This window comes from Thermus islandicus DSM 21543, assembly GCF_000421625.1.
In the GTDB taxonomy this organism is placed as follows: Bacteria; Deinococcota; Deinococci; order Deinococcales; family Thermaceae; genus Thermus; species Thermus islandicus.
In genome coordinates this window covers 306,759-332,782 of sequence record NZ_ATXJ01000001.1, presented here as the reverse complement: position 1 = coordinate 332,782, position 26,024 = coordinate 306,759, and the positions used below count along the sequence as shown (strand labels likewise).

29 protein-coding genes and 1 pseudogene are annotated in these 26,024 nt (G+C 69.2%); 19 read left to right on the top strand and 11 right to left on the bottom strand.

From position 1 onward, the window contains the following. The first annotated feature begins 3 nt into the window (after positions 1-3). The 12 genes from H531_RS0101790 (at position 4) to H531_RS0101730 (ending at position 10,368) form a co-directional block, all read left to right on the top strand. On the top strand, positions 4-345 hold the full coding sequence (locus tag H531_RS0101790; protein WP_022797651.1) for a DUF190 domain-containing protein: 342 nt from the start codon (positions 4-6) through the stop codon (positions 343-345). Next, positions 342-1,463, top strand: a complete 1,122-nt coding sequence (locus tag H531_RS12710; protein ID WP_022797650.1) for an MFS transporter — start codon at positions 342-344, stop codon at positions 1,461-1,463. Before H531_RS0101790 ends, H531_RS12710 begins: the two co-directional genes overlap by 4 nt. A gap of 1 nt (position 1,464) precedes the next feature. Further along, positions 1,465-2,076: a hypothetical protein gene (locus H531_RS12705; RefSeq protein WP_022797649.1), complete on the top strand. Its 612-nt coding sequence runs from the start codon at positions 1,465-1,467 to the stop codon at positions 2,074-2,076. Between the two features lie 136 nt (positions 2,077-2,212). Further along, a complete protein-coding gene (locus tag H531_RS0101770) occupies positions 2,213-3,580 on the top strand; it encodes a glucose-6-phosphate dehydrogenase (protein WP_022797648.1) in 1,368 nt (455 codons plus the stop codon). Further along, on the top strand, positions 3,580-4,467 hold the full coding sequence (locus H531_RS0101765) for an NADP-dependent phosphogluconate dehydrogenase (protein WP_245540645.1): 888 nt from the start codon (positions 3,580-3,582) through the stop codon (positions 4,465-4,467). The genes H531_RS0101770 and H531_RS0101765 overlap by 1 nt, the downstream gene beginning before the upstream one ends. After that, complete coding sequence (locus tag H531_RS12700; RefSeq protein ID WP_022797646.1) at positions 4,464-5,087, top strand: 6-phosphogluconolactonase; 624 nt, start codon at positions 4,464-4,466, stop codon at positions 5,085-5,087. The genes H531_RS0101765 and H531_RS12700 overlap by 4 nt, the downstream gene beginning before the upstream one ends. Further along, a complete protein-coding gene (locus H531_RS0101755; protein WP_022797645.1) occupies positions 5,087-7,363 on the top strand; it encodes a glycoside hydrolase family 15 protein in 2,277 nt (758 codons plus the stop codon). The genes H531_RS12700 and H531_RS0101755 overlap by 1 nt, the downstream gene beginning before the upstream one ends. A 50-nt stretch (positions 7,364-7,413) precedes the next feature. After that, on the top strand, positions 7,414-8,250 hold the full coding sequence (locus H531_RS0101750) for a sulfite exporter TauE/SafE family protein (RefSeq protein WP_022797644.1): 837 nt from the start codon (positions 7,414-7,416) through the stop codon (positions 8,248-8,250). A gap of 3 nt (positions 8,251-8,253) precedes the next feature. Further along, a complete protein-coding gene (locus H531_RS12695; protein WP_022797643.1) occupies positions 8,254-8,604 on the top strand; it encodes a DUF1634 domain-containing protein in 351 nt (116 codons plus the stop codon). 47 nt (positions 8,605-8,651) lie between these two features. After that, the gene (locus H531_RS0101740; RefSeq protein ID WP_022797642.1) at positions 8,652-9,152 is read left to right on the top strand and encodes a VIT1/CCC1 transporter family protein; all 501 of its coding nucleotides are present in this window, start codon (positions 8,652-8,654) and stop codon (positions 9,150-9,152) included. Between the two features lie 100 nt (positions 9,153-9,252). Further along, entirely contained in the window at positions 9,253-9,765 is a 513-nt protein-coding gene (locus H531_RS0101735; protein WP_022797641.1) for a hypothetical protein, read from the top strand. 84 nt (positions 9,766-9,849) lie between these two features. Continuing rightward, complete coding sequence (locus H531_RS0101730; RefSeq protein ID WP_022797640.1) at positions 9,850-10,368, top strand: DUF421 domain-containing protein; 519 nt, start codon at positions 9,850-9,852, stop codon at positions 10,366-10,368. 13 nt (positions 10,369-10,381) lie between these two features. Here H531_RS0101730 and H531_RS0101725 read toward each other — a convergent pair whose 3' ends face one another. From H531_RS0101725 to H531_RS13770, 4 genes are all read right to left on the bottom strand, one after another. Beyond that, complete coding sequence (locus H531_RS0101725; protein ID WP_022797639.1) at positions 10,382-11,641, bottom strand: ABC transporter ATP-binding protein; 1,260 nt, start codon at positions 11,639-11,641, stop codon at positions 10,382-10,384. 10 nt (positions 11,642-11,651) lie between these two features. Further along, positions 11,652-13,322, bottom strand: a complete 1,671-nt coding sequence (locus tag H531_RS0101720; RefSeq protein ID WP_022797638.1) for an ABC transporter permease — start codon at positions 13,320-13,322, stop codon at positions 11,652-11,654. Positions 13,323-13,778: 456 nt separating this feature from the next. Then, positions 13,779-15,212 (bottom strand): NAD-dependent succinate-semialdehyde dehydrogenase, encoded by a 1,434-nt coding sequence (locus H531_RS0101715; protein WP_022797637.1) that lies wholly within the window; start codon positions 15,210-15,212, stop codon positions 13,779-13,781. A gap of 146 nt (positions 15,213-15,358) precedes the next feature. Continuing rightward, a complete protein-coding gene (locus H531_RS13770; protein ID WP_022797636.1) occupies positions 15,359-15,676 on the bottom strand; it encodes a hypothetical protein in 318 nt (105 codons plus the stop codon). Positions 15,677-15,688: 12 nt separating this feature from the next. On the opposite strand from H531_RS13770, the gene H531_RS15065 reads away from it, so the two are divergent. From H531_RS15065 to H531_RS12680, 6 genes are all read left to right on the top strand, one after another. Then, complete coding sequence (locus H531_RS15065; protein ID WP_022797635.1) at positions 15,689-16,864, top strand: Ppx/GppA phosphatase family protein; 1,176 nt, start codon at positions 15,689-15,691, stop codon at positions 16,862-16,864. A 1-nt stretch (position 16,865) separates the two neighbouring features. Continuing rightward, complete coding sequence (locus H531_RS0101700) at positions 16,866-17,354, top strand: SixA phosphatase family protein (RefSeq protein ID WP_022797634.1); 489 nt, start codon at positions 16,866-16,868, stop codon at positions 17,352-17,354. Between the two features lie 70 nt (positions 17,355-17,424). Beyond that, on the top strand, positions 17,425-17,997 hold the full coding sequence (locus H531_RS0101695; RefSeq protein ID WP_022797633.1) for a hypothetical protein: 573 nt from the start codon (positions 17,425-17,427) through the stop codon (positions 17,995-17,997). Next, positions 17,994-18,344 carry a winged helix-turn-helix domain-containing protein gene (locus H531_RS12685; RefSeq protein WP_022797632.1) on the top strand — a complete coding sequence of 117 codons (351 nt, stop codon included), beginning with the start codon at positions 17,994-17,996 and terminating at the stop codon, positions 18,342-18,344. Before H531_RS0101695 ends, H531_RS12685 begins: the two co-directional genes overlap by 4 nt. After that, the gene (locus tag H531_RS0101685) at positions 18,322-19,257 is read left to right on the top strand and encodes an ABC transporter ATP-binding protein (RefSeq protein WP_022797631.1); all 936 of its coding nucleotides are present in this window, start codon (positions 18,322-18,324) and stop codon (positions 19,255-19,257) included. Before H531_RS12685 ends, H531_RS0101685 begins: the two co-directional genes overlap by 23 nt. A 2-nt stretch (positions 19,258-19,259) precedes the next feature. After that, positions 19,260-20,003, top strand: a complete 744-nt coding sequence (locus H531_RS12680; protein ID WP_051130678.1) for an ABC transporter permease — start codon at positions 19,260-19,262, stop codon at positions 20,001-20,003. Between the two features lie 215 nt (positions 20,004-20,218). Here the strand turns inward: H531_RS12680 and H531_RS0101675 are convergent, their stop codons facing one another. The 7 genes from H531_RS0101675 to H531_RS12670 form a co-directional block, all read right to left on the bottom strand. Continuing rightward, on the bottom strand, positions 20,219-20,704 hold the full coding sequence (locus tag H531_RS0101675; RefSeq protein ID WP_022797629.1) for a hypothetical protein: 486 nt from the start codon (positions 20,702-20,704) through the stop codon (positions 20,219-20,221). Positions 20,705-20,841: 137 nt separating this feature from the next. Continuing rightward, positions 20,842-21,471 (bottom strand): DUF4337 family protein, encoded by a 630-nt coding sequence (locus H531_RS0101670; RefSeq protein ID WP_022797628.1) that lies wholly within the window; start codon positions 21,469-21,471, stop codon positions 20,842-20,844. A gap of 94 nt (positions 21,472-21,565) precedes the next feature. Then, positions 21,566-21,841: a hypothetical protein gene (locus tag H531_RS0101665; protein ID WP_022797627.1), complete on the bottom strand. Its 276-nt coding sequence runs from the start codon at positions 21,839-21,841 to the stop codon at positions 21,566-21,568. Further along, on the bottom strand, positions 21,838-22,584 hold the full coding sequence (locus tag H531_RS14595; RefSeq protein ID WP_022797626.1) for an HNH endonuclease: 747 nt from the start codon (positions 22,582-22,584) through the stop codon (positions 21,838-21,840). Before H531_RS14595 ends, H531_RS0101665 begins: the two co-directional genes overlap by 4 nt. Before the next feature lie 251 nt (positions 22,585-22,835). Beyond that, complete coding sequence (locus H531_RS0101655; protein WP_022797625.1) at positions 22,836-24,011, bottom strand: GH39 family glycosyl hydrolase; 1,176 nt, start codon at positions 24,009-24,011, stop codon at positions 22,836-22,838. Then, on the bottom strand, positions 24,008-24,166 hold the full coding sequence (locus tag H531_RS14185) for a hypothetical protein (RefSeq protein ID WP_022797624.1): 159 nt from the start codon (positions 24,164-24,166) through the stop codon (positions 24,008-24,010). Before H531_RS14185 ends, H531_RS0101655 begins: the two co-directional genes overlap by 4 nt. Before the next feature lie 18 nt (positions 24,167-24,184). After that, a complete protein-coding gene (locus H531_RS12670; protein WP_051130677.1) occupies positions 24,185-24,700 on the bottom strand; it encodes an alpha/beta fold hydrolase in 516 nt (171 codons plus the stop codon). A 304-nt stretch (positions 24,701-25,004) separates the two neighbouring features. Here H531_RS12670 and H531_RS15300 point away from each other — a divergent pair. Beyond that, a pseudogene (locus tag H531_RS15300) lies at positions 25,005-25,950 on the top strand (transposase family protein). Positions 25,951-26,024: the final 74 nt, after the last annotated feature.

Below are 26,024 nucleotides of genomic sequence, written 5' to 3'. Positions count from 1 at the left end.
GGGATGCGGCTTGCAGGCGAGGCCAAGCTCCTACGGGTTTTCGTGGGGGAGTCGGACCGGTACGAGGGTAGGCCCCTTTACGAGGCCATCGTCCTCGAGGCCAAGCGCTTCGGCTTGGCCGGAGCCAGCGTCTTCAAGGGCTTCATGGGCTACGGGGCCCACTCCCGCATCCACACCGCCAAGATCCTCCAGCTCTCGGAGGACCTGCCGGTCATGGTGGAGATCGTGGACGAAGAGGACAAGATCCGGGCCTTCCTTCCCACCTTGGACCGGTTGGTGCGGGAGGGGCTCGTCACCCTGGAGCGGGTAGAGGTGGTCCGCTACCTGCCCAAGGAGGAGCGGTGAGCTTGGCTTGGCGTTTCGTGTTGGCCATCGGCCTGGTGAGCCTCCTGGCCGACTTCACCTACGAGGGAGGCCGGGGCATCTCCGGGGCCTTCCTGGGAACCTTGGGGGCTACGAGCCTCCTGGTGGGGGCGGTCTCGGGGGTAGGGGAGTTTCTGGGCTATGCCGTCCGCCTGCTCTCGGGGCAGGTGGGAGAGGGGCGCCGGGCCTGGCTGCTTCTCTACCTGGGGTACAGCCTCAACCTCCTTGCCCTCCCCGCTCTGGCCTGGGTAGGGAGCCCCTACGCCGCGAGCCTCCTTCTCTTCCTGGAAAGGCTGGGCAAGGGGCTGAGGACTCCCGTGCGCGACGCCCTCCTGGCTCGGGTGGGCAAAGAGGTGGGCCTGGGCCGGGCCTTTGGTGTTCACGAGCTCATGGACCAGGGAGGGGCCTTTCTCGGTCCGCTTTTCGTGGCCCTGGCCGTAGCCCAAGGGGGGTACCGGCTGGGCTTCGCGGCTCTACTGGTGCCGGCTCTTTTAGCCCTGCTCCTCCTTTGGCGGGTCCGGGGGCTCGAGCCCGAGGATCCTTCCCGTTCTGTACGGGAACCCCTTCCTCGGACTTTCTTCCTCTACCTGGCCTTTGCCCTCCTCTTCGCCTTGGGCTTCGCTCACTTCCAGATCTTGGCCTTCCACCTGGAGCGGTTGGGGGCGCCCCCGGCAGGGATCTCCCTCCTCTTTGCCTTGGCTATGGGGACCGATGCCCTCCTCGCCCTGCTGGGGGGCCTGGCTTTTGAACGGGTGGGGTTTAAAACCCTTTTCCTCGTGCCCGTCCTGGCCGCCTTGGCCACACCCCTTGTCCTGATGGGGAGGGGTCCCTGGGCCTGGGCCCTGGGGTGCGCCCTGTGGGGAGGGGCCTTGGGCTTACAGGAGAGCGTGATGCGGGCTGGGGTAGGCTACCTCTCCCAGGGTTCGGCCTGGGCCTACGGCCTCTTTGACGGGGCCTTTGGCGTCGCCTGGCTCCTGGGGAGCCTTCTCATGGGCTACCTCTACACCCTTTCCCCCGCCCATGCTGCTTGGGCCGCCCTGGCCCTAGAGGCCCTGGCCCTCCTTTCCCTCGTCCCCTTGGCCCGAAGGGGGGTGGGTTAGGATGGCCTTCTTCCGCCGCAAGAGCCCGAGGGGGCCCAAGGCGCATCTGGAAACCGAGATAGACCTTTTGAGGGAGAAGGTGGCCCGCCTCGAGGCGGACTTGGCGTTGTTGCGCCAGAAAAACGCCGAGCTGGTCCGGGAGGCCTCCCCCGCCCTTAAGGAGAACGCCGTCCTCCGCTACGAGCTCTTTAAGTGCCAGACGGACCGACAGGTCCTGGAGTTTCACCTCTCGGGTCTCCGGGCAGAGCTCCGGGGTGCCCTGGCCCTGCTGCGCCGCCTAGCGCCCGGGGAACCCCCCAAGGGAGAACCCCCCCTCGAGGCCCTTCTGGACCTCCTCGAGGTGGGGCGCAGGCTAGGGGTGCCGCTGGAGGCCTTTCGGAGGGCGGAGGAGGACGCCCTCTTGGCCCTGGGAGGTTCCCGGGCCTTCCGCCCAGAGCGCTTTCTGCTCCTGAGGCTCGCGGGAGTCTTGGCGGCCCTGGAGCGCCTACTGGACGAGGAGTTGGGCAAGGCTGGGCGACCTGGGGAGGGCCTCCTCCGGTTCCCCGAACCTCTGGAATCTGTACGGGAGGCCCTGGCCCAGGGCCTGGCCACCTGGGGAGAGGAGGGTTCCTGAATCCGCCTTTCATCCCCCCTTCAGGGATAGGGGCTAGGGTGTATCTGGAGGTAAGGCAGGTGTCCCTTGGCGCTTGTGCCCAGAGCCCCCGGCTGCGGGGCCAAAGGCCCCCGGTTTCCCGGGAAAAGGAGGCCCCGTGAGGCTGGTGATCCTGGGTTTCACGGGGGACCTCGCCCGGAGGTTTTTGGTTCCCGCGCTCCTCCGCCTCCTCGCCCGGGGAGAGGTGGAGGGCCTCGAGGTCCTAGGCCTGGGGAGGGAAGCCTGGAGCGAGAGCGAGGTCCTGGACCGCCTGGAAGCTTTTCTCAGGGCCCTTCCCGGTACTGACCTCAAGGCCTGGGCCGTCCTCCGCCGGCGCACGCGCTACCTCAGGGCGGAGCTCACCCCGGAGGGACTGCGGAGCCTCAGGGGCCTCGAGGGGGACGCCATCTTTTACCTCGCCCTTCCCCCCACCCTCTTCGCCCAGGCAGCGGAGGCCCTCGGGGCCCTCGGCCTTGCCCAGGAGAGGACGGGCTTCCGCAGACTCGTGGTGGAGAAGCCCTTCGGCACCGACCTGGCCTCGGCCAAGGCCCTGAACCGGACCCTCCACCGCCACTTTCGGGAGGACCAGATCTTCCGCATGGACCACTTCCTGGGCAAGTGGGCGGTGGAAAACCTGCTCGCCACCCGCTTTGGCAACCGCTTCCTGGAGCCCGTGTGGCGGGGTGGCCACGTGGACTGGGTGGAGATCACCTACGCCGAAACCCTGGGCCTGGAGGGGCGGGCCGCCTACTACGACAGGGCGGGGGCCTTGAGGGACATGCTCCAGAACCACCTGATCCAGCTCTTTGCCCTCGCGGCCATGGAGCCCCCGGCCAGGCTTTCCCCCGGCTCCCTCCGGGCGAGGAAGCTGGAGGCCTTGCGCGCGGTGCGTCCCATCCCTGAGGGCGCAAAGGGCTTTGCTGCCCGCGGCCAGTACCGAGGCTACCGGGAGGAGGAAGGGGTTCCCAAGGATAGCCGCACCGAGACCTACGCGGCGCTGAAGCTCTACGTGGACGACTGGCGCTTCCAGGGCGTGCCCTTCTACCTGCGGAGCGGCAAGCGCCTAGCCCAGGACAGGGGCTACGTGGCCCTGGCCCTGAGCGCGGTGCCCCAGGGCTGCTTTGGGGAGGTGGGCCGGGGGTATCTGGTCTTTTGGATGAACCCGGAGGTGGGCCTGGACCTCACCCTCTTCGGCAGGTCCCTCGCGGGCGAGGGCCTCGAGCCCCACACCCTCCGCTTCCGCCCCGAGCGGGCGCCCGAGCACACCGCCTACGAGGAGGCCCTCCTCGCGGTCTTCCGGGGCGACCTGGGCCACTTCCCCTCCGAGGAGGAGGTGGAGGCGGCCTGGGCCATCGTGGACCCCGTGCTGCGGGCCTGGCAGGAGGGGGAGCCCGAGGTGTACCCCGAGGGGAGCGAGGGGCCCGCCTCGGCCCAGGGGATCCTGGAGCCCGGCCACGCCTGGCTCCCCCTAGGAGGAAGGGAATGATGCGGCTCATCGGTTTGGGCAGGATGGGTCTCGGCATGGCCCGGAGGCTCAGGGGGAAGGGCCTCGCCGTTTCGGGCTTTGACCCGAGCCCGGAGGCCCGGGCCCGCGCTGCGGCGGCGGGAATCCCCGTGGCCGATAGCCTCGAGGCCCTGGCCCGGGCCCCGGGCGACCCCCGGCTCTTCTGGCTCATGGTGCCCCACGAGGCAGTGGAGGGGGTCCTGGAGGCCCTCATCCCCCTCCTCCGTCCGGGAGACCGGGTGGCGGACGGGGGCAACAGCTTCTACAAGGAGAGCAGGCGCCGGGCCCAGTCCCTTTCGGAGCGGGGCGTGGGCTTCGTGGACGTGGGCGTCTCCGGGGGGGTTCGCGGGGAGGTGGAGGGCTACGGGCTCATGGTGGGGGGGGAGGCGGCCCACGTGAGGGCCTTCTGGTCCTACCTGGTGGCCCTGGCCCCCGAGGGGGGCGGCCTGGTCCACGCCGGGGGGCCGGGGGCGGGCCACTACGCCAAGATGGTGCACAACGCCGTGGAATACGGCCTCATGGAGGCCTACGCCGAGGGGGTGGAGCTCCTCGCCGCCGGTAGGGAGCTCGGCCTGGACCCGGCCCAGGTGGTGGCCGCCTGGCGCCAGGGCACCATCGTCCGGGGCTTCCTCCTGGACCGCCTCGCCGAGGTGCTGGCGGAAGGCGTGGAGGGGATCGCCCCCGTGGTGGCCGAGACGGGGGAGGCCCGCTGGGCCCTCATGGAGGCCCTGGAGAGGCGGGTGAGCCTTCCCGCCGTTGCCCAGGCCCTCTTCGCCAGGCTGGAGAGCCAGGACCAGACGGGGCTCCGCCTCCGGGTCTTGGCCGCCCTGCGCCGCGCCTTTGGCGGGCACGAGGTGGTGGGGGAATGAGGGTGGCGGTCTACCAAAGCCCTTCGCAAGCCCTCGAGGCCGCCCTGGCCTGGCTCCTGGAGCGCCTGGTCCACGCCTCAAGCGGGGCCCTCGCCGGGGGAAGGACGCCCCTCCCCCTCTACCGGGCCCTCCGGGGGATCCGGTTCAGGACCACCCTGGTCCTCTCCGACGAGCGCTGGCTTCCCCCCGGGGACCGGGGCACCAACCTCGCCCAGGTGGCCGAGGCCCTGGGCCCCCAGGCCGACCATCTCCTTCCCTTCCCCCTGGGCCTTCCCCCGGAGGAGGCCCGGGCGCGCATGGAGGCGCGCCTAGAGGGCCTCCTCCCCTTAGGCTTCGCCCTCCTCGGGGTGGGGGAGGACGGGCACACGGCAAGCCTCTTTCCGGGCCACCCCGCCCTGGAGAGTCCCCGCCTGGTGGAGGTGGTGCGGGATAGCCCCAAGCCCCCGCCCCTCCGCCTCACCCTGACGCCCAAGGCCCTCGCCACCGCGGAGGAGGTGCTCTTCCTGGCCCTGGGCGAGGCCAAGCGGAAGGCGGTCCTGCGGCTTATTGCCGGGGAGGACCTGCCCCCCCGGCGCATCGCCGCGGCCAACGCCCTCCTCATCACGGACCAGGAGGTCTGATGGAAGCCTTCGGCAAGCCCGGCCTCCCCCCCACCTGGGCCACGAGCGATAAGGACCGGGTGGGCACCGCCCTGGGGACGAGCCGCCTCTGGTTCACCCTGGGGCACGGCATCCTGAACGAGGTCTTCTGGCCCTCGGTGGGGCGGCCCCAGATCCGCGACCTCGGCTTCATCGTGGCTCGGGAGGGCTTCTGGCGCGAGGTGAAGCGGGAGGCCCGCTACCGGATTCTGGAGGAGGACCCCGCCTCCCCCCTGGTGGAGGTGGTGCACGAGGGGGAGGGGTACCGCCTCCACCTCGCCCTCGTGCCCGACCCCGGGCGGGATGCCCTCCTCGTGGGCTTCCGCCTCGAGGGGGAGGGGTTTTGCCTCTACCCCCTCCTCGCCCCTCACCTCGGCGGCAGCGGCTGGGGGAACACTGCGTGGGTGGAGGAGGGGGCCCTACTGGCGAAGAAGGGAGAGGAGGCCCTCGCCCTTCTGGGCCCCTTCGCGCGGGGAAGCGCCGGATATGTGGGCTTCTCCGACGGCTGGCAGGACTTCGCCAAGAACGGGGCCATGACCTGGACCTTCCCCCGGGCCGAAGACGGGAACGTGGCCTTGATGGGGGAGGTGCGGGAGGCCGAGGGGACCCTGGCCCTGGCCTTTGCCTCCACGCCCGAGGGGGCCAAGACCTTGGCGAAAGGCGCCTTGGCCGAGGGATTGGAAGGGGTGCGAAGGCGGGTGGAGGCCCTCTGGCGAAGGGAGCTGGGGGATCTGGACCTGAAGGGCCCCGAACCCGCCCTCGAGGCCCTCGCCCGCCGCTCTTTCCTGGTCCTCAGGGCCCACGAGGACCGCACCTACCCCGGGGCCCTGGTGGCGAGCCTCTCTGTGCCTTGGGGCAACGCCCGGGACGACCCCGGGGGCTACCACCTGGTCTGGACCCGGGACGCGGTGGAGGCGGCCTTTGCCCTCCTGGCCCTGGGCCGCCTCGAGGACGTGGGGCGCGTCCTGGCCTACCTTGCGGCCACGCAGGATGGGGACGGGCACTGGGCGCAGAACTTCTTCCCCGACGGCCGCCCCTACTGGCAGGGTGTTCAGCTGGACGAGGCCGCCTTCCCCGTCCTCCTGGCGGCGGCCCTGAAGGAGCGGGGCGGGCTTCCGGAGGGGGCGGCCCGGGCCATGGTGCGCCTGGCGGCGGGCTTCCTCGCCCGCGAGGGGCCGGTGAGCCCCCAGGACCGCTGGGAGGAGAACCCGGGGCTTTCCCCCTTCACCCTGGCGGCCACGGTGGCCGCCCTGGCTGCGGCCACCCTTTACGGCTTCCTGGAGGGGGCGGAGGCGGAGTACGCCCTTTCCCTCGCCGACTGCTGGAACGCCCGGATAGAGGAGTGGACCTACGTGGAGGGCACCGCGCTGGACCTGGCCCACGCTACCCGGGGCCACTACGTCCGCCTCTCCCCTCCAGGGCCCCTGGGCCTCAGGGGGCGGGTGGAGGTGAGAAACCGGGAAGGGGTGAGCCTGGAGCCCGCGGCCCTGGTGGGGCTTGAGTTTCTGGAGCTCGTCCGCTTGGGCTTAAGGCCCCCGGACGACGCCAGGGTCCTGGACTCCCTCCGTCTCGCCGACGCCCTTCTTCGGGTAGAGACCCCCACAGGCTTCTTCTACCACCGCTATCCCGAGGACGGCTACGGGGAGCACGAGGACGGACGCCCCTTTGACGGCAGAGGCAAGGGAAGGGCCTGGCCCCTCCTCACCGGGGAGCGGGGGATGGCCGCCTTCCTCTTGGGAGACGATCCCTTGCCCTACCTCCGCTCTATGGCGGGCGGCACGGGCCGCGGGGGGCTCATCCCCGAGCAGGTCTGGGACGCCGAGCCCATCCCCGAGCGGAACCTCTTCCCGGGAAAGCCCACGGGGAGCGCTCAGCCCCTCCTCTGGGCCCACGCGGAGTACCTGAAGCTCTACCTGGCCTGGCGGGAGGGCAAGGCACCTCCCGAGCGCCTGGGGCGGGTGGCAGCCCGGTACCTGGGGGGCGGAGGAAGGCCCCGGATGCGCCACTTCCGGCGGGAGGTCCCCCTGGGGGCCCTGGCCCCCGGCGAGGGGCTCCTGGTGGAGGAGAGGGAACCCTTTGTCCTGCACCTGGGGGTTAACGGCTGGCAGCGCGTTCGGGATGTGGCGAGCGAGCCCTTGCCCTTTGGCCTCCACGGGGTGCTTTTGGACCTCGAGGGGGCTGAGAGCCTGGAGTTCACCTTTTATTATCCGGAGAAGGGGCGCTGGGCAGGGCGGGATTACCGGATAAGCAGGGCCTAGCCCGGGATGCTCTTTCCGACCGGCTCGGGATGGGGGTATAGGCTTAGAACATGAGCTTCCTGGCCTTTACCCTCTTCCTCTTCCTGGGGAGCACCCTGGCCGGGCTTATCGGGGCCCTCACCGGCCTCGGCGGTGGGGTGGTGCTGGTGCCCATGCTTACCCTCCTCTTCGGCGTGGACCTGAAGCTCGCCCTCGGGGCTTCCCTGGTCTCGGTGATCGCCACCAGCAGCGGCGCGGCCGCCGCGTACGTGCGGGAGGGGTTCACCAACCTGCGCCTCGGCATGCTCCTGGAGGTGGCCACCACCTCGGGGGCCCTGGTGGGCGCTACCCTCACGGCTCTCCTACCCCACCAAGTGGTGGCGGGCGTCTTTGGCCTGGTGCTTCTCCACGCTGCCTACCTGGGCTTACGGGATCGGGAGCAGGAGGACCGGGCCGACCCCGGTCCCTCGGACCCTCTGGCGGTACGCCTTCGCCTTCAGGGAACCTACCCTGGCCCAAGGGGACCTATCCCCTATGCGGTGCGCCGGGTCGTTCCGGGCTTCCTCCTGATGGGGCTTGCCGGGGTTCTCTCGGGGCTTTTGGGCATAGGCTCGGGTGCGGTGAAGGTCCTAGCCATGGACCGGATCATGGGCCTCCCCTATAAGGTTTCCACCACCACCTCCAACTTCATGATCGGGGTGACGGCGGCGGCCGGGGCCGGGGTCTACCTGCGGCACGGCTACATCCACCCTGACTTGGCCTTTCCTGTGGTGCTTGGGGTTCTCCTCGGAGCCCTCCTGGGAGCCCGGGTTTTGCCCGGGGCCAAGGTGCGGAGCCTCAGGCTTCTTTTCAGCGGGGTCATTGCCCTCCTGGGCCTGGAGATGCTCGCCCAGGGGCTCCGGGGGTGAGGCGTGGCCCTCCTTTTGAGCTTGGTTCTGCGGGGGGGCGTCCTCCTCTCGGCCCTCCTGGTGCTCCTCGGGGGAGCTGGGGAGCTTTGGGCTCACGGGGCTGCCCCCGTGGGGGCCATCCTCCAGGCCGCGCCCGGGGCCCAAAGCGGGTCCCCCTTCGCCCTGATGCTCGAGGCCTGGCAAGGCCGCCCAGAGGCCCTGGTGCGCCTGGGCCTTCTCCTCCTCCTTCTCACCCCCGTGGCCCGGGTAGCCCTCGCCGCCATCCTCTTCCTTTTGGAAGGGGACGCCTTCTACGCCTTGGTGGCCCTTTGGGTTTTGGGGCTCCTCGTCCTCAGCCTGATGGGCTTAATATAAGCGATACCTACTTGCAATAAGGAAAGCCCGGGCCTATACTCTTGGGTATGGGATTCCGCCTCCCCAACGCGAAGGACCAGCGCTTCGTCCTCCAGGTGGTCCAGCCGGCCCTTCTCGGCCTCATGGACGGCTCCGTTTCCACCCTGGCCCCCCTCTTCGCCACCGCCGGCCTCACGCAAAGCCCCCACGCCACCTTCCTGGTAGGCATGGCCGCCGCCCTGGGGGCCGCCCTCTCCATGGGCCTGGCCGAAGCCCTCTCCGATGACGGCAAGGTGACCGGAAGGGGCCACCCCGTCTTGCGGGGGGGCGTCACGGGCCTCGCCACGTTCCTCGGGGGGATGTTCCACACCCTGCCCTTCCTCATCCCCCACATCCAGGCCGCCTTGGCCCTGGCCTACGCGGTGGTGGCCCTGGAGCTTCTCGCCATCGCCTATATTCGCTACCACTACATGGGAAGCCCCTTGGGCCGTACGGTGGTTCAGGTCCTCGTGGGAGGCTTCCTGGTGTTTTTGGTGGGCCTAACCCTGGGCCGTTTCGGCGGGGGCTAAGTACCCCGCCCAAAAGGGCTTCTCCACAAAGTCCCATGCGCCCTGCCTTCAGCCTGCGTTCAGCTTTTTTTGGTATCCTTGGACCGAGGGGGTGAACCCTATGCTCCAGCGGCTTTTTCCCATGGTGTTGACCGCCGGGCTTGCCTTGGCCGGTCTTGCCCTTGTGCCCAGTTTGCCTCAGGACCTTCAGACCGGGTCCTGGCCTGCGGGAACGCAGTTTGCCCTGGTGGACCAGGACGGGCGTGTGGTCTGGCAGCCGGGGGCTTCCCTGGACCCGGGCCTTTTGCAACGGGCGGTGGCCCTCCGGATCACCCTGCCCGACGGGCGGTCGTACCTGGTGTCGGTAACGGTGGAGGGGAAGGGGGCAGGGTTGGGCGAGGTCAAGCTCTCCGTGAACGGGCGGAATGTCCCCTTGCCCGAGCTCCTTCACGCCAAGGGCTTTACCCTAAAGGACGGGAAGATCGTCAAGGAAAAGCCCGGGAAGGACGAGGACGCCTCCCTTGGCCCTCCTGACGAGAAGGAGGACCACCCCGCCAACGAAGACCACGAGGCACACGAAGCGCATGAGGACCATCCGGGAAAGGGTGGACACGGGAAAGGGCATAGGCCCTAACCAGGGCTTTGGGGGCTGAGGCCGTTCGTCTAGGGCCTCGGCCCTCCCTTTTTGCGGGATCAAGCCTCCCCTGGCGGCTCTCCCATGGAAGCCCACCTGCGCGAAGCCCTAGGCGATCCCCTCACCGTCCTCTTCACCCTGATCCGGGTGGCGATCGTTTACGCCGTTCTCTTGGTCTTCCTCAGGCTGAGCGGGAAAAAGCTCCTCGGCCAGATGAGCCCCGTGGACCTCCTCACCCTCCTCCTTCTTTCCAACGCGGTGCAAAACGCCATGATCGGGCCGGACAACAGCCTCTTGGGCGGGCTTTTGGGTGCGGTCCTCTTGCTCTTTCTGGACCGCCTCATCTCCCGGAGCCCCTTGAGGCGGGGAATGCTGGGGGAGCCCACCCTGCTTGTCCACGAGGGCAAGCCCATCCCCGAGCACCTGGCGCGGGAGGGGGTGGACCTGGAGGAGCTCATGGCCGCCTTGAGGGAACACGGCCTCATGGACCTCAAGGATGTCCTGGCGGCGGTCCTCGAGGTGGACGGCACCATCAGCGTGATCCCCAAGGACCACCTGGTGCCCAAGCGGGTCCGCAAGGTGCGCTCAAGCCGCAACCGCTAGGCCACCTCGCCCCTCAGCCTTCCTCTTTCGGGAGGGTGAAGCGCCGCGCTCGCTCGTCGTAGGCCAAAAGCCCGGCAAAGCGGCCCCATTCCCTGGCGACCTCCAGGACCCTCCGCGCCTCCTTGGGGGAAAGGTGGTTCTCCAGCCTTTTTAGGACCCACTCCTCCGGGAGACGGCGGTGTTCCAGAAGCGCCTGGTGCAGTCGGGCGAGGAGGGGCACATGGCGCAGAAGGTGTTCAGCAAAGAGGACCTTTTGTCCCTTGAGGTCTGCCTTGGCTAGGGCCAGGCCCGCCGGGGTGAGCTCCACGTCCCCGTGCTCCACGCGGGCAAAGCCCAGAAGCTCCAGGGCCTCGAGGAGGGGGAAGAGGTCGTCCACCTCCAGGCCCTCCTCCTCCGCCAAAAGGGGCAGGTCGGCCCGGCCGCCGAGGCGGGCGATGGCCTCGGCCAGGCTGATGAGGGCCCCCACCGAGGCCTGGGGCAGGCGGAGGAGCTCCTCCTCCAAGCGGCGCTCCACCTCCTCCCGTTGGGTCAGAACCTCGTAGATGGCCTCCACCCGGGCCCGGAACCGGGGGTCGCCGGGGTCGCGGGGGTGGGGCAGGGCGATGGGGATCTCCCGGCCCACGCGGGCCGGGCTCCCCTGGAGCACCAGGACGCGGTCGGCCAGGGCCACCGCCTCTTCAATGTTGTGGGTCACCAAGAGGACGCCTTGGGTGGAAAGCTCCTTGCCCTGCCACAGATCCAGGAAATCCCCCCGAAGCCCCTCGGCGGTCAGGGGGTCTAGGGCCGAGAAGGGTTCGTCCATGAGGAGGACCTCGGGCTCCACCACCAAGGCCCGGGCGAAGCCCACCCGCTGCCGCATACCCCCGGAGAGCTCCTTGGGGAGGGCCTTCTCAAAGCCCTCCAGCCCGATCATGGCGATGGCCTCCCTGGCCCTCCGCTCCCTTTCCGCCTTGGGGAGCCCGCGGGCCTCGAGGCCGAGGGCCACGTTCTCCAGCACCGTGAGCCAGGGGAAGAGGGCGAAGGTCTGGAAGACCATGGCCATCCCCTCCACCGGGCCCTCCACCTTTTTTCCCTTAAAGCGCACCTCCCCGCCGTCCGGCGGAATCAGCCCCGCCAGGATGCGCAAAAGGGTGCTCTTTCCGCCCCCTGAGCGGCCCAAGAGGGCCACGATCTCCCCCTCCCGAAGCTCCAGGTTCACCCCGGCCAGGACCAGGTGCTCCCCATCCCCCGCCTTGTAGGCTTTCCTCAAGTCCCGGGCTTCTAAAAGCGCCATCGCCTGCCTCCTAAAGCCGGAACCTTTCCTCGGCAAGCCGGTAGAGCCTCCGCCAGAGGAGGCGGTTCACCGTGAGGACCCAGAGGCTCATCACCAGGATGCCGAGGAGAAGCCGCCCTTCATCCCCCGCCTCCGTGGCCCGGGTGATGTAGGCCCCGAGCCCTGTGGCCTCCAGGCGGGTGGGCCCCCAGCGCAACACCTCAGCTACGATGGACGTGTTCCACGCGTTTCCACTGGCGGTCACCAGTCCGGTCACCAAGAAGGGGAAAACCCCAGGCAGGAGGAGCCTGCGCCAGAGCAGGCTCCCCTTGAGGCCGTAGGCCTTGGCCGCCTCGAGGAGGTCCCCCGGAAGGGCCATGGCCCCCGCCGCTACGTTGAAAAGGAGGTACCACTGGGTGCCGAGGACCATGAGAAAGGCCGAGAAGACCTCGAGGGAGAGCCCATAGCGCAGGAGGAGGTAGGCGGCGAAGGGGTAGAAGAGGTTGGCGGGGAAGGCGGCCAGGAACTGGATGAGGGCCTGCACCCGGACCGCCAGCGCGGGCCTTAGGCCCAGAAGAACGCCCACGGGCACCCAGAGAAGGGTCGCCAGTAGGAGGATACCCATGACCCGCAAAAAGGTCAGAAAGCCTAGCCCGAGCGCCCGAAGCCACTCCCCTACCCCCAGGGGTAAAAGGAGTCTTGCCAAGCTCCATAGGCCCAGGACCCCCAGGAGTCCTAGGAAGACGGGAGGGGTCCAGGAAAGGGCCCTTAGGCCTCCCACCCCCTGCGGGCCCTTCCAGGCCAAGGCCCGCTCCAGAAGGGCCTCCCAAACCCCTTCCCCTAGGCGCTTCGCGGCCCGGGTGCGCCGGAGGAGGTCCAAGACCCAGCTTTTGGCCGGGTATTCCCCCGGGCGCTCCTCGTACTTGAAGCGCTCGCTCCAGGCCACCAGGGGCCGGAAGAGGAGCTGGTCGTAAAGGAGGAGGGTGAGGAGCATGGCCAGGATGGCATAGGCCATGGCCCGAAGGTTTTCCTCCGCCAAGGCCCGGGCCAGGTAGGAACCCACCCCCGGCAGGTCCACCTCGGTCTTCCCCACGCTGATGGCTTCCGAGGCCACCACGAAAAACCAGCCTCCGGACATGGACAACATCGCGTTCCACACGAGGCCGGGAAGGGCGAAGGGGAGCTCTAGGCGCAGGAAGCGTTGCAAAGGGCGGAGGTGGTAGAGCCGGGCGGCCTCGTCCAGTTCCCGGGGCAGGGTCTTGAGGGACTGGTAGAAGCTAAAGGCCATGTTCCAGGCCTGGGAGGTAAAGACGGCAAACACCGAGGCCAGCTCATACCCCAGGGCCTTGCCGGGAAAGAGGGTGGAAAGGGCACCCAGGCTTGCCGCCACGAAGCCCAGGACAGGGACCGACTGGAGGAGGTCAAGAAGGGCCACGAGAAAGGGCTCGAGGCGCGTCTTGGCCGCCAAGGGAGCGTAGCCCAGGGCAAAGAGGGTGGAGAGAAGGAGGCCGAGCTCCATGCGAAAGGCGGTCCTGAGGGTGTACTCCGGAAGGTGGACGGGGTCTATAGAAATCGGCACGGGCCGGTAAGGCCCCACCGCCTCGCGGGAGGCCAAGAGGAAGCCTCCCAGAAGGGCCACGGCCACAAGGCCCGCCAAGAGGTCGTAGCGGTTGGGTCGGGGAAGCAAAACCACCGGGCGCACAGGCACCTCCTTCCGCCGGGCGGGGAGGCACCCGCGCCCGGCATTCTAGGAACTTGGAGGCCGTTCGGCCTTCACGGCAACCATACCGCCTTCACTTTAGAGGCCAAGGAAAGACCTGTCAACCCTCAACTGGACCCACGGGAAGCCTTGCTCCGCCAAGGCTGAGGATGGGTTGTTTCCAATCTTCCCCCCCAGGTCTTCCGGGCGTTGCCAGGAAGGACGGCCCAGCGGAAAGTCGTGGGCGTAAGCCTGGATCTTGCCTAGGCCTCGCTTGTTCATTACCCGCATGGGCACATATCCCCCAAAGGCTCCCGGGAGCCCACCCCTACGGTAGCCTCCGGGGTCACGGGCGAAGCCCGTACCTTGTGGCCCCGTTCTTCAGGTGAGGGGTATCGTCAAGGGTACTTTGGTGGAGTGGAGAAGGCAGGGAGGGCCCTCGTCCCGACCTCCTTCCTTCTAAAGCCCCAGGGAGACGTACTTGACCTCCAGGTACTCCTCTAGGCCCCACTTCCCCCCTTCCCGCCCCAGGCCCGACCATTTCCTCCCGCCGAAGGGGGCTTGGGGCGTGGAGGGCACCCCGTCGTTCACCCCCACGATCCCGTACTCCAGGGCCTCCGCCACCCGGAAGGCCCGGGAGAGGTCCCGGGTGAAAACGTAGGCGGCAAGCCCCACCGGGAAGCCGTTGGCCCACCGCACCGCCTCCGCCTCCTCCCGGAACACGGTGAGGGGCGCCACCGGGCCGAAGGTCTCCTCCCGGAAAAGGAGGCTTTCCGGCTTCACGTCTAAAAGCACCGTGGGGGCGAAGAAGAGCCCCTTGGCCTCCCCTCCCGCCACGAGCCTCGCCCCCCGGGAGAGGGCGTCCTCCACGTGGGCGTGGACCTTCCTTAGGGCCGCCTCGTTCACCAGGGGGCCGATGTCCGTCTCCTCGGAAAGGGGGTCCCCCACCCGTAGGGCGGAGGCCCTCCTGGCATAGGCCTCGGCGAAGGCCTCGGCGATGGGGGCCTCCACGAAGATCCGGTTCGCCGCCACGCAGCTCTCCCCGGCGTTCCGGAACTTGGCCCTAAGGGTCTCCTCCACCGCCTTTTCCAGGTCGGCGTCGGCGAAGACCAAGACGGGTGCCCCGCCCCCAAGCTCCATGGAGACCCGCTTTAAGGTTCGCGCCGCCTTCTCGTAGAGCCTGACCCCCACCTCGGTGCTGCCCGTGAAGGTGAGCTTGCGGATCCTTTCGTCCTCCAGGAAGGGCCGGGACACCTCCTCGGGCCTCGAGGTGGGCAGCACCTGGAAGACCCCCGGGGGCCCCCCCGCCTCCAGGAAGAGCCGCGCCAGGTAGAGGGCGGTGAGGGGGCTCTCCTCCGCGGGCTTCAGCACGAAGGTGCACCCCGCCGCCAGGGCCGGGGCCACCTTTCGCGTCACCATGGCCGCGGGGAAGTTCCAGGGGGTGATGCCGTAGACCGGCCCCACCGGCTCGTAGCGCACCAGGAGCCTCTTGTGGGGGAACTGGGAGGGGACCGTTTCCCCATAGATCCGCTTCGCCTCCTCGGCGTACCACTCCACGAAGCCCGCGGCGTAGGCCACCTCGGCCCTTCCCTCCTTGAGGGGCTTCCCCATCTCCAGGGCCATGAGCTGGGCCAGGGGCTCCTGGTGCTCCAGGATGCGCTCGTACCAGCGCCTCAGGACCCGGGCCCTTTCATAGGCCGTGGCGCGGCTCCAGAGGAGGAAGGCCGCCACTGCCTCCTCTAGGGCCTCCTTTGCCTCTTTCTCCCCGCAGTCCGCCACCTCGGCCACCCTCTCCCCCGTGGCCGGGGAGACCACGGGGAAGCGCTCCTGTAGGGGCCGCCAGGTCCCGCCGATCAGGGCCTCCGCAGGCATCTCACCCAAGGTGTGGCGCATGGGTACCTCCTCACCCCTACTCTACCCCACGGGCCACCCCTCTTTCCGGAGGGGTCCCCTCAGGGGCGGTGGGCGTCGCGCTTGCCCTGCCATAGCTCTTTTTCCCCTTGGGGGGTGAGGAGAAAGCTGTTGCGGTCGTCCTTGAGCTACCGCTTAAGGGCCTTCAGGACCTTCCCCCGGGCTTCCCTGTCCAGGACGGGAAAGAGGAGCTCAAAGCGGTTCTGGAAGTTGCGGGGCATGAGGTCGGCGCTGGTGAGGTAGACCTCCCAGGCCCCTCCCCGGCGGAAGGCCGCCACCCGTGCGTGTTCCAGAAAGCGCCCCACGAGGCTTTGCGCGCGGAAGGCGGGGTGGAGAAGGGAGAGGGTGCTCCGCACCAGGAGGTCCACCCGGGCCCCCTTTTCCGCGGCCTGGACCAAGGCCTCGAGGAGCGCCGGGTCGGTGAGGTGGTTGCACTTGAGGATCACCCGCCCCTTGGGGTGGGCCTCGAGATCCTGGAAGAGGCCCGGAGGCTCGGCCTTCCCCTCCGGGTCCTCTCCGGGGAGGAGGAGGCCGGGCTCGGGGCGTTGGCGGTGGCCAACGCCCTGCCCCTCCCCGAGGCCCTGGTGGTGGACCAGGGGGGCGGAAGCGCCCAAGTCTCCCTCCTCAGCGACCGCCACCTCCTCTGGGGCAGGGCTTTGCCCCTCGGGGCCTTGCGCCTGACCGAGGCCTTTCTCCCCTCAGACCCCCCGGCCAAGGGGGAGGTCAGGGCCCTGGAAAGGGAGGTGGCCCGCCGCCTCCGGGCCCTCCCCCTGGAGCCGGGCCTTCCCCTGGTGGGCCTGGGGGGGAACCTGCGCGCCCTCGCCCGCCTGCACCAGAGGCGCCGGGGATACCCCCTGGACCTCCTCCACGGCTATTACCTGCCCAGGGAGGGGGTGGAGGAGCTCTATGAGGAGCTCCTCCCCCTGCCCCTCCGGGCCCGGGCAGAGCTTCCAGGGCTCCAGCCGGACCGGGCCCGGGCCCAGGGGTTTTGGGTGAGCGGGGTGGGGATCCGGGAGGGGGCCCTCTTCACCCGCCTCCTCCCTAGGCCGCACCTCCTCGAGGACCCCCGGGCCTTCGCCGTGGAGAACCTCTTTCTCCGCTACCCCTTCTCCGAGGCCCACCGGGAAAGGGTAAAGGCCCTGGCCCTGGGCCTCTTCCAGGGGCTTGAGCCCCTCCACGGCTACGGGGCGGAGGAGCAGAGGCTTCTCCTGGAGGCGGCCCACCTCCACGATATCGGCATGCGCCTCGGCTACCGCGAGCACCACAAGCACGGGGCCTATCTGGTCCTGGCCGAGCCCCTCTTTGGCTGCACCCACCGGGAGCAGGCCCTGCTGGCCCTCCCCGTGCGCTACCACCGGCGGGGAAAGCCGGAGGCCGGGGCCTACCAGGTCCTCTTCCAGAGGGGGGACCGGAAACGCCTCAAACGCTTGGCCACCCTCCTGCGCCTCGCGGAGATGCTGGAGCGCACCCGCTCGGGCCGGGTGCGGGGGGTAGAGGTGGAGGTGGGGGAAAGGGTGCGCCTGGTCCTGAAGGCCTCCGAGGACCCCTGGGTGGACCGCCTGGAGGCAGAGAAGCAGGAGGGGCTCTTTCGGGAGGCCTTTGGGCTGGGCCTGGAGGTGGCCTGGGAGGGATAAGATGGAGCTCTTTCTGGTGCGCCACGCCCTAGCTGCGCCTCTCCCGGAAGGGGCCGGGGAGGAAGCGGATGCCGCCAGGCCCCTGACGGCGAAGGGCATCCGGCGCTTCCGCAAGGTGGTGCGGGGCCTAAAGGCCCTGGGGGTGAGCCTGGACCTGGTCCTGACGAGCCCCAAGCGCCGGGCCCTGGAGACGGCGGAGCTTTTGGCCGAGCTCGCCAAGGGAGGGACCCGGGTCACGCCCCTCCTGGCCCAGCCCCCGGGGGAAGCGCTCCTGGCGGAGATCCCCAAGGAGGGCCGCGTGGCCCTGGTAGGGCACGAGCCCTACCTCACGGCCCTTCTGGTGGGGCTCCTCCTGGGGGCCTCGGTGCAGGACTCCCTGGAGGGGCGCTTCCTCCTGAAGAAGGGCGGGGTCGCCTGGCTTGAGGGGAGGCCGGGGCCCGGGAGGATGGCCCTCAGGGCGCTCCTTCCCCCCGAATTCTTCCGCCTCTAGGGGAAGGCCGCTCCGGGCCCGGGGTTGACGCCCTGGGGGGATGGGAGTACTCTATACCACAGAGGACTCTATGAACAGGGAAGCGCCCTCGCAGCTGGAGGATCCCCACCAGGCCCTGGATCTTGCCCACCGCACCCGGGAGAGGGTACGGCGAGCCCTACTCCGGGACGCCTTCGCCCCCTTCGCCATGATCTGGGGGGCGGTCTGGGCCGTGGGTTTTGCCGCAAGCGCCCTCTACCCCTCCTTAGCAGGTCCCCTTTGGTGGGTTTTGGACCTCCTCGCCCTCCTCGCCTGCGTCGCCCTGGGCCGGCAGCACTTCCGCCGCGTCTCCCATCCGGACGGCCTCAGGCTCTTCTGGTCCTGGGTGGCCTTCGCTACCTATCTGGCCCTCCTCCTCTTCCTCGCCCACCCCACAAGCCCCGTCCAGGGCAGCATGTTCCTGGTGGTGGGGCTCATGGCGGGGTACGTGGTCCAAGGGCTCTGGCTCTGGCGGGGCCAGGCCTTCCTGGGCCTCTTCCTCACGGCCCTGGCCCTCCTCGGGGGATGGCTTGCCCCCACCTACTACGCCTGGCTCATGGCCGCCCTCGGGGGTGGCGCCCTGCTCGGCACGGGCCTCTACCTCTGGATCGCCTTCCGGCCATGAGCGCTCTCAACGAGCTCATCCACCAGCCCACCCGGCTGCGCATCATGGCTGCCTTAAGCGCCCTGGCTCCTGGCGCCGAGGTAGAGTTCGCCTACCTCCGGGAGCTTTTGGGCCTCACGGACGGTAACCTGGGCGCCCACCTCCTCAAGCTGGAGGAGGCGGGCTACGTGCGCTCCCGCAAGGCCTTCGTAGGCCGCAAGCCCCGCACCTACCTTGCCCTCACCCCCCTGGGGCAGCACGCCTTCGCCGAGCACCTGGCCGCCCTTCGGGCCATCCTGGCCCCGGACCTGAACGGGCCTGAGGGGCGGGGAGAGGAGGTGGGGGATGGAGCCGGCCATCCACGTTGAGGGGCTCCGCAAGGCCTACGGGGCCAAGGTAGCCTTGGACGACCTTTCCTTCGCGGTGGGGCCCGGGGAGGTGTTCGGGCTTTTGGGCCCCAACGGGGCCGGAAAGACCACCGCCCTGGAGTGCCTGGTCGGCCTGCGCCGCCCCGATGGGGGGCGGATTTCGGTGCTTGGGCGTGACCCCTGGCGCGAGCGCGTGGCCTTGGCCCAGGAGGTGGGGGTGCAGCTCCAGGAATCCGTCCTGCCCGACGGGCTCAGGGTAGGGGAGGCCGTGGCCCTCTTCGCCTCCTTTTACCCCAGGACCCGGGAGGTGGGGCCCCTCCTGGAGGCCCTGGGCCTCGTGCAGGAGGTCCGTACCCCCTTCGCCCGGCTCTCCGGGGGGCAGAAGCAACGCCTCTTTCTGGCCTTGGCCCTGCTCCACGACCCCAAGGCCCTGTTCCTGGACGAGCTGACCACCGGCCTAGACCCCCAGGGCCGGCGCGCGGTCTTTGCCCTCATCCGGGAGCTCCGCGGGGAGGGCAAGGCCGTCCTCCTCACCACGCACCAGATGGGGGAGGCCGAGGCCCTCTGCGACCGGGTGGCCATCCTCCTCGAGGGCCGGCTGGTGGCCCAAGGAACCCCGGCGGAGCTGGTGCGCCGCTTCGCCGGTCCGGTGCGCCTGCGCCTCGAGGCCCGGCCCGGGGAGGACTGGGCGTGGCTCTGCGGCCTGCCCGGGGTGCTGGAGGTGGGCCCGGCCGAAGGGCAGGTGGCCGTGGTCCTGGCGGACGAGGCGGCCCTGGGCGGGGTGCTCCAGGCCTTGACCGCCCGGGGGATCCCCCTTGCGGGGCTCACCCTGGAGCGCCCCACCCTGGAGGAGGTGTTCCTGGCCCTGACCGGCCGACCCCTCCGGGGCCAGAGCGAGAGGGAGGAGGGATAGGGATGCGCGGCATCGGCATGCTTTTCTGGGTGGAGTTCAAGCTTTATCTCCGCAACCCCTGGGCGGCCTTCTTCGTCCTGGCCTACCCCCTCATGCTGGTCCTCTTCTTCGGCAGCCTCTACGGCAACCGGCCCGACCCCCGCACGGGCCTGGGGGTCCTGGACCTCGCGATCCCCGGTTATCTGGTCCTGATCGCGGCCACCGTGGGCATGATCTCCCTGCCCATCCACCTGGCCGTCTACCGGGAGCGCCGCATCCTGCGCCGCCTGGCGGTGACCCCGGTTGCCCCCCTCGCCCTCCTCCTGGCCGAGGGCCTCGCCCTCTTCGCCTTGACCGCAAGCGGCACGGTCCTCATGGTGCTCGCCGCCTCGCACCTCTACGGCCTCCACCTTAGGGGAAGTCCCCTGGCCGTGGCTCTGGCCTTCGCCTTGGTCGCCCTCGCCCTCTTCGCCTTCGGTTTTCTTCTCGCGGGCCTCTCCACCTCCGCCCGCATGGCCCAGGGGGTGAGCTTCCTCCTCTTCTTCCCCACCCTGTTCCTCTCCGGGGCAGGCTTCCCCCAAGAGCTCCTGACGGAAAGCCTGCGGCGGCTTGCCGCCCCACTTCCCACGACCCAGGCTGTGACCCTCCTGCGCGGCCTCTGGCGGGGGGAGGCCCTGACCGGCCACCTAAAGGAGGTCCTCGTCCTCCTGGCCGTCTTCGCCCTCTCTGCCCTTCTTTCCGGCCCCCTCTTCCGCCGGGAAGGCTGAGGCCGCCCTCCAGGGCCGTAGACCGTAGAGAGGGAGGATGCGGCCAGGGGCCGCTTGAGCCCGGTCTTCCGAGGCCGTGCCGTCCGGCCTGGGCGGGAGGCTCAGGCCGCTGGCCCGAAGAGCCGGACGCGTGAGCTCTGGGTGGGGGGCCGAGGAAGGTGAGATTAAAGCCCCCGGGGCGGGGGAGCGCCCCGCCCCGGAAAGGGTGGCCTGACCTACTTGCCCTTGCCCTTAGCCCCGGGCTGGGAGGCTTCCTTGCCCGTACCGGAAGACCCCTCCGAGGCCTTCTTGCCCTGGTCCGCGCCTTCCTCCGACCCCTTCAGCCGGACCAGCTTCCCCCCTTCCAGGGCGAAGCCCTTGGCGTGCAGAAGCTCCGGCAGGGGTACCGTCTTGCCCCCCACGGTGAGCTGGACCTCGCCCAGGCCCTGCCCCTTGCCCACCACCTTGACCGCCACCAGGTAGCTCGTGCCGTTGGGCAAGGTGATCCTAAGGGCCACGGCCTTGGCCAGGGCGGCCTGGGTGGGCTCCGAGCCGGGCTGCCAAACCACCTGGCCCTTGGCGTCCACCAGGGCGAACTGGGTGCCCTGGGGCCAGCTCTTCATCTCCTCCAAGGGCTTGGGCAGGGCCGGAAGGATGGAGATGGCGGCCAGGACCACTCCAAACGCACCTAGGACTCCGAAAAGCCTCTTCGCGATCGCCATAGCGCACCTCCCAGGAGAAAGCCTAGGGGCCAAGCTGAAGGGAGGCTGAAGCCCCGGGGCGCATCCATGGCGGGGACCCGGAAACCGCCCTTAGGTCGCGCGCGCAGCGGCTACGGGACCACCTTGCTGCTTTCCCGTCAGGGAAACATCTTGAGGAGCCCACGGAGCAGTTGAAGCAACCCCAAGCCCCCCAAAAGGAGGCTGGCCCACCAAACCCAGCGCTTCCGCAACAGAGCGGCGATGGCGGAAAGGCCAATGGCCACCTGAAAGAAGGTCAGGCCCAGGGCAAACACCTGATGCTGGGCCAGGAGCCTTCGGGACTCCTCTAGCAAAGCCCTGGTTTCCCTGTCCTGTTGCGTCGCCTCCTCCCTCAGCCGGTCCTGGACCTTTTGCCGCCTCGCGGCCTCCCTCCGCGCTGCCTCAATCCGATCGGGAGGGGCCTTCAGAAGGGTCAGCGTCTCGGCGTGCGTGGCCTGCAGGTACTTCTTCACGCTGTCGGCCTGAAACTCGCTCCACGTGTCCGCGGCCTTGGCCTGGGAGAGGGTGGCCAGGTTGGACTTGTACAGGGCCTCGTTGGCCGTATCCCCTGCGAGCAACGAAGCCACCGCCGCCAGCACGGCAAAGAGGGCCGTGCTCACCGCCAGGTACTCCGTCCACCGGGGGCGCTGGGTGGCATCGGAGCGGGGACTTTCGCCGTGGCCCTGGTCCAAGGCTTCCTTGACCAGCTCCTCGGCCTTCTCCGCGGGGTTCTCGTATTCCTCGGGCATGCTCCACCTCGGTTACGGGGGCAAGGCGGTGGGCTTCCGATAGAGGCTCCGGTTGGCGGCCTTCGCGGGGGAGAAGCTGCTTGAGGCGCCGGCCCTAGTCCAGCCGGGGCCTCCCCCGGTAGAGCCGCCCTTCCACCTCCCCGGGGCGTCCCTGCTCGTCCGCTACCCGGAAGAGGAAGCGCCCCCGCGCCGAGAGGGGGAGAAAGGCCCGGCTCTCCACGGAAAGGGGCGAGAGCCCCTGCGCGCGAAGGAGGGGGAGGAGGGCGAGAAGGGCCCGCGTCTCCGCTTCGGAAGGGGAGGCCTCCCGGGCCCTCAGATCCGGGCCCACCTGGGTGTACTCCAGCTCGTACTCTCCAAGCTTCAGCCTCACGGTGTCCCCTCAAGATAGCCCCGCAAGGCAGCCCCTTCGGGGCTGACGCGGGGCTGACCAAGGCGTTCCCCTAACGGGGAACCAGCCGCGATCTGCCGGAGGCGCTCCAGGGAGGACGGTGGGAGGTGGAAGGCCCCCCGGCCACGGCCGAAGCCCGTGCCTGGCCGCCGCCCTGCAAACTCCCGGCACCCCGTTTCTGGGTCGCCGCACACCACCCGGAAGGTAGCGATCCAGTCTTTGGCGATGGCCCTCTGGGCCAGGGGGAGGGGAAGCTCTCCCCGGCAGACGAGGTGGTGCAGGGCGTTCTCCAGGCGGTCCTTCACGTGGTAGTTCCAGGGCCGGGTGAAGCCCGCCTGGGGCCAGAGGTTCCGGACGGAGTTGGAGCCCCCAAGCTCTAGGGGGATCAGGTGGTCCACTTCCCAATCCTCCCCGGGGGCCTTCTCTATCCCGTAGGCCCGGTAGACCGCCCGCTTGAGGGCGGGAGGCACGTTCCGCACCTGCCGGCTGTACCCCTTGACGCAGACCACCTGGGGGTCCTGGGTGAGGACATCCCCGGGAGTCTTGGCGGGGTCCGGGAGAAGGGGGGGTTTCAGGATCTGGGCTTCGCCGGTAACGGGGATAGCCCCCGGACCTAGCCCCTTGGGGGCTGACCCGGGGCCCACCGAGGTGCCCGTGGCCAGGGCGAGCCCCGCCAAAGTCAGCGAAGCTACCTTGGGGAAAAGGGACCGAAGCCATGCCTTCATGGGACCCATGCTCTCCCATCCTCAGAGGGCGCCCCGGAAGGTAGCCCTTTCGCCGATTCCATCCGAGGGGCTTCCAGGTAGCCCCTAAGGGGCTGACCCCGGAAGAACCGCCCGGGGAGGGCATGGGCTGGGGCCCCCAGCTCCCAGGCTAGCGGGGCACCTGAATGGGGACTGAAGCCCCCTGGAAGCAGCCACGCGGAGGCCCCCCCGTGCGGCCAGGGGCCCCAAGGTGTTTCCTAACGGGGAAGCAGCTAGCGCAGGTCCAGACGCCGTCCCTCCGGGGCCAGGTAAAGCCAGCCCTTCCCCTGGGCCAGGGCCAAGAGGGCATAGGGCGGAAGCGGGAGCCTTCCGGACGGAAGGGCTGCGGGCGGGGTGCAGGCCCCGGGGTCCAGCACCGGCCCAGGGTTGACCTCCACCAGGGCCTCCTCGTCCTGCCGGAGGAAGACCCTTATTCCGGGGCAGGCCAGAGCCCTCAGGCCGCGGTACCCCCGGAAGGCTTCCAGGGCCAAATAGGCGGGACGGGGTGTGGCCGAGGCATCCAAAAGGGAGAGGGGGCCGTCATCGTACAGACTCCAGTAAAAGGCAGCCGCGACGCCTTCCTCCAAATAGGTCCCCAGGGCGAGGGCTGTGTAGAGGGCGTTCCAGGGCGTAGAAGGCCCGAAGGGGCCCTCCCCCCGCCAGTCCCAGGAGCTGTTGAACTCGTCTATAACCAGGGGGAGGGGGCGGGCCACCCACCGCCCCACCCGCTCCCTAACCCTTTGGAGGGCCTTCCTGGCCGCCTCGGGAGCCTCGAGGAGGGCCTTGGGGCTTTCCGCCCTCTGGAAGGGGTAGTGGTGCAGCGTCACCGCCTCCAGGAGGTCCGCGTTCACCTTCAAGAAGGAGTCCAGCCAGGCGTCGTGCTCCAGGGAGGCCAGCTCCGGACCCCAGAGGGGCACCCCCGGGGCCAGGGCTCTCACCGCCAGGGCCACTCGTCGCCAGGCCGCGGCGTAGGCCTCCGGGGTGAGCCCCGTCCAGCCTTGCCTCGGGTAGAGGTCGGGCTCGTTTCCGATGAGGAAGGCCCGGGGGCGCAGGTAGGCCAGGACCTGCCGGGCCTCCTGCCCTACCTCTTCGGGAGCCTCCCGGTGGGCCAGGAGGGGAAGCTGGACCACGGCCTGGGGGATCCCCGAGCCCTCCAAGAAGGCCTTGAGCCGCAGGAGCTCGGCGGGGGTCCAAGGCCGCTCGTCCTGGTAGTGCCCCCCCGCCCGGAGCCACCCCACCCCCAGCTCCCGGACCCGCTCCACCGCCATCGGGGGAGGGGCCTCCTTCCAGTAGTTGAGGCCCACGAAGGGGGCCTCTTGCCCCCAGGGGGCCAGCTCCCGGAGAGGGCCTGGGGCGCAGGCCGGGAGGCAGGCGAGGAGCAGGATTTCCCACCGCCAGGAGGCCCTCATCTCCCTGCCCCCTCGGGCAAGGCCCCCTGGCGGGCGCGGCGCAGGAACGCCAGGACGGCCCCCGCGAACTCCGGACGGGAAGGCGTGGTGAAATGGTCGGCCCCAGGGAGGACCACCTCCTCGGCCTGGGGCCAAACCGCGCGGGCCCGGGCCACATAGCGCCGCGTGGAAGGTCACTCCTCGCTCCCGTAAGCGAATAAGGCCAGACCACGGTAGGCCTCGAGGGCCTCCGGGGAAACCTGGAGCTCCCTCAGGCTCCGCAGGGCTAAGGCCAGGGCCACCGGATCCTTACCGAGGAGGCGCGCCATCCATGGGAATAGCCTGCTTCCTGCCCAGCTTTCCAGAAAGCCCTCCTGTGCCCGCAGATCTTCCGGGTCCCACTCCACCACCGGGGCTCCACCGGCAAAGACCGCGCTGAGGACGAGTTCGGGATGCTCGGCGAGCACCTGGCCAAGGAGGAGGGCGCCCATGGAGTAGCCCACGAGGTGAACCCGGGGTAGCCCCAGATGGTCTAGGAGGCGCAGGGCATCCCGGGCCATTTCTGGGCCATAGGCCCCAGGGTCGTGGGGCTTTGCGCTCCCTCCGTGCCTGCGGCAGTCCAGGGCGATCACCCGGAACTCCTGCGCGAGAAGGGGCACGACCCGGCTCCACATGCTGGAGTCCACGGCCCAGCCATGGAGGAGAACCACGGGCTCCCCCCTGCCCGCCTCCAGGTAATGGAGGCGGAGCCCTGAGGTGTAAAAACCCCCTCCGAGGCCCGGCAGGGAAACCCCAGGAGCACCAGAAGGCCAAGACCCCAGTGCGCGACCCTGTTCCTTACCACGCTCTCCCACCTGACCAACTCTAGCCACTACTATACACTCTTATATACGCTCCTACGCGAAGGATGGAGTCCGTGGCGACCGAGGATACGGACCCCCTAGACGCGACGCTAATTTCCTTCGTGCGCTACTTGATCTGGGCCCCCAGGGTGTGAAAAAAAGAGGGGGTGCTATGCACGACCGCGAGCACCCCCTTTACCCTCTTGACGAAGAAACCCGCAAGATAGCTCCTGCGGAGCTGACCCTCGTGGCTACCTACATCTGGGTGGGTCACGGGCATAGCCCGTACCTTGCTGACGAACTAAAGGCCCTGCAAGCTCAAGGTTTCAAGCTCCCCAAAAAGCAAAAGCACCAGAAGGCCACCCTGGCCGAGCTCCTGACCCTCGCCATCTACAAGATACGGCCTTCGGCCGTGACCCTCTTCCTCCAGGGCCAGGACCTCGCCAAAGGCTACTGGCCGCCAAGACCACCCTGAAAGCCTACTTCCCCTCCCTGCCCCACCCGTCCCGCTTCTACCGGGTTCTTCAAAGGGCTCAGAAACTGCTGGCCCACCTCGCCCTAAGGCTTTCCGGGGGAAAAGGCCTTCTGCAGGGGGTGGACCGCAAGCCCATCCCCCTGGCCCACGGCCACCGCATCCACGGCCTCAACCGCAAGCTACCGGCTTCGCCCGTGACCCCTGAGGCCGCAGTGGGGGTGGGCCCCCTGGGAGCGTTTGGCGGATACGTCCGCAAGATGTTCCCCTGCGGGGAAGCAGCATGCCGGTGATGAACGAGCGGGACCTCTTTTAGAACATAGCCCCTTCGGGGCTGACCCGCTGGCTCATCTTGCCTGGCAAGGCCCGGGAGACCTGGGGGAGGGAGCTTTTGGGGGATCTGCCCGCGGTCTTGGGGGACCGGGGTTTTCGTTGGGTCCAGGGGGTCAGAACACTGCCCTATCGGGTCAGGGGAGGAAAGGTGGGGACGGGGTAGATGGGGAGGGTCAGGAACTGGATTGAGACCCGGTTTAGCGTGAAGGTACGCTCTCTGGGGCTTCACCGGATAGAGGTCCGGTCCTACTGGGGTCTGGTGGCCCGGGTGAACCTCATCTTGCTGGTCCACAACCTCCGCAAGGTAGCCTAACGGCTAACCCGTAGCCGGGTGCACAAGGTAGCTTCGCTGACCCTGAAGATGGCTGGGGTGGAGCTATGAGGTAG

Excerpts from the sequence above, each read along its gene's own strand:
- H531_RS12680 (WP_051130678.1), top strand. The coding sequence starts at position 19,260 with ATGCGCGGCATCGGCATGCTTTTCTGGGTGGAGTTCAAGCTTTATCTC.
- H531_RS0101755 (WP_022797645.1), top strand. The coding sequence starts at position 5,087 with ATGGAAGCCTTCGGCAAGCCCGGCCTCCCCCCCACCTGGGCCACGAGC.
- H531_RS14595 (WP_022797626.1), bottom strand. The coding sequence starts at position 22,584 with ATGAAGGCATGGCTTCGGTCCCTTTTCCCCAAGGTAGCTTCGCTGACT.
- H531_RS0101685 (WP_022797631.1), top strand. The coding sequence starts at position 18,322 with ATGGAGCCGGCCATCCACGTTGAGGGGCTCCGCAAGGCCTACGGGGCC.
- H531_RS0101725 (WP_022797639.1), bottom strand. The coding sequence starts at position 11,641 with ATGGCGCTTTTAGAAGCCCGGGACTTGAGGAAAGCCTACAAGGCGGGG.
- H531_RS0101700 (WP_022797634.1), top strand. The coding sequence starts at position 16,866 with ATGGAGCTCTTTCTGGTGCGCCACGCCCTAGCTGCGCCTCTCCCGGAA.
- H531_RS0101655 (WP_022797625.1), bottom strand. The coding sequence starts at position 24,011 with ATGAGGGCCTCCTGGCGGTGGGAAATCCTGCTCCTCGCCTGCCTCCCG.
- H531_RS12700 (WP_022797646.1), top strand. The coding sequence starts at position 4,464 with ATGAGGGTGGCGGTCTACCAAAGCCCTTCGCAAGCCCTCGAGGCCGCC.
- H531_RS0101790 (WP_022797651.1), top strand. The coding sequence starts at position 4 with ATGCGGCTTGCAGGCGAGGCCAAGCTCCTACGGGTTTTCGTGGGGGAG.
- H531_RS0101740 (WP_022797642.1), top strand. The coding sequence starts at position 8,652 with ATGGGATTCCGCCTCCCCAACGCGAAGGACCAGCGCTTCGTCCTCCAG.
- H531_RS0101715 (WP_022797637.1), bottom strand. The coding sequence starts at position 15,212 with ATGCGCCACACCTTGGGTGAGATGCCTGCGGAGGCCCTGATCGGCGGG.
- H531_RS12685 (WP_022797632.1), top strand. The coding sequence starts at position 17,994 with ATGAGCGCTCTCAACGAGCTCATCCACCAGCCCACCCGGCTGCGCATC.
- H531_RS0101675 (WP_022797629.1), bottom strand. The coding sequence starts at position 20,704 with ATGGCGATCGCGAAGAGGCTTTTCGGAGTCCTAGGTGCGTTTGGAGTG.
- H531_RS0101735 (WP_022797641.1), top strand. The coding sequence starts at position 9,253 with ATGCTCCAGCGGCTTTTTCCCATGGTGTTGACCGCCGGGCTTGCCTTG.
- H531_RS0101765 (WP_245540645.1), top strand. The coding sequence starts at position 3,580 with ATGCGGCTCATCGGTTTGGGCAGGATGGGTCTCGGCATGGCCCGGAGG.
- H531_RS12705 (WP_022797649.1), top strand. The coding sequence starts at position 1,465 with ATGGCCTTCTTCCGCCGCAAGAGCCCGAGGGGGCCCAAGGCGCATCTG.
- H531_RS0101750 (WP_022797644.1), top strand. The coding sequence starts at position 7,414 with ATGAGCTTCCTGGCCTTTACCCTCTTCCTCTTCCTGGGGAGCACCCTG.
- H531_RS0101695 (WP_022797633.1), top strand. The coding sequence starts at position 17,425 with ATGAACAGGGAAGCGCCCTCGCAGCTGGAGGATCCCCACCAGGCCCTG.
- H531_RS0101670 (WP_022797628.1), bottom strand. The coding sequence starts at position 21,471 with ATGCCCGAGGAATACGAGAACCCCGCGGAGAAGGCCGAGGAGCTGGTC.
- H531_RS0101730 (WP_022797640.1), top strand. The coding sequence starts at position 9,850 with ATGGAAGCCCACCTGCGCGAAGCCCTAGGCGATCCCCTCACCGTCCTC.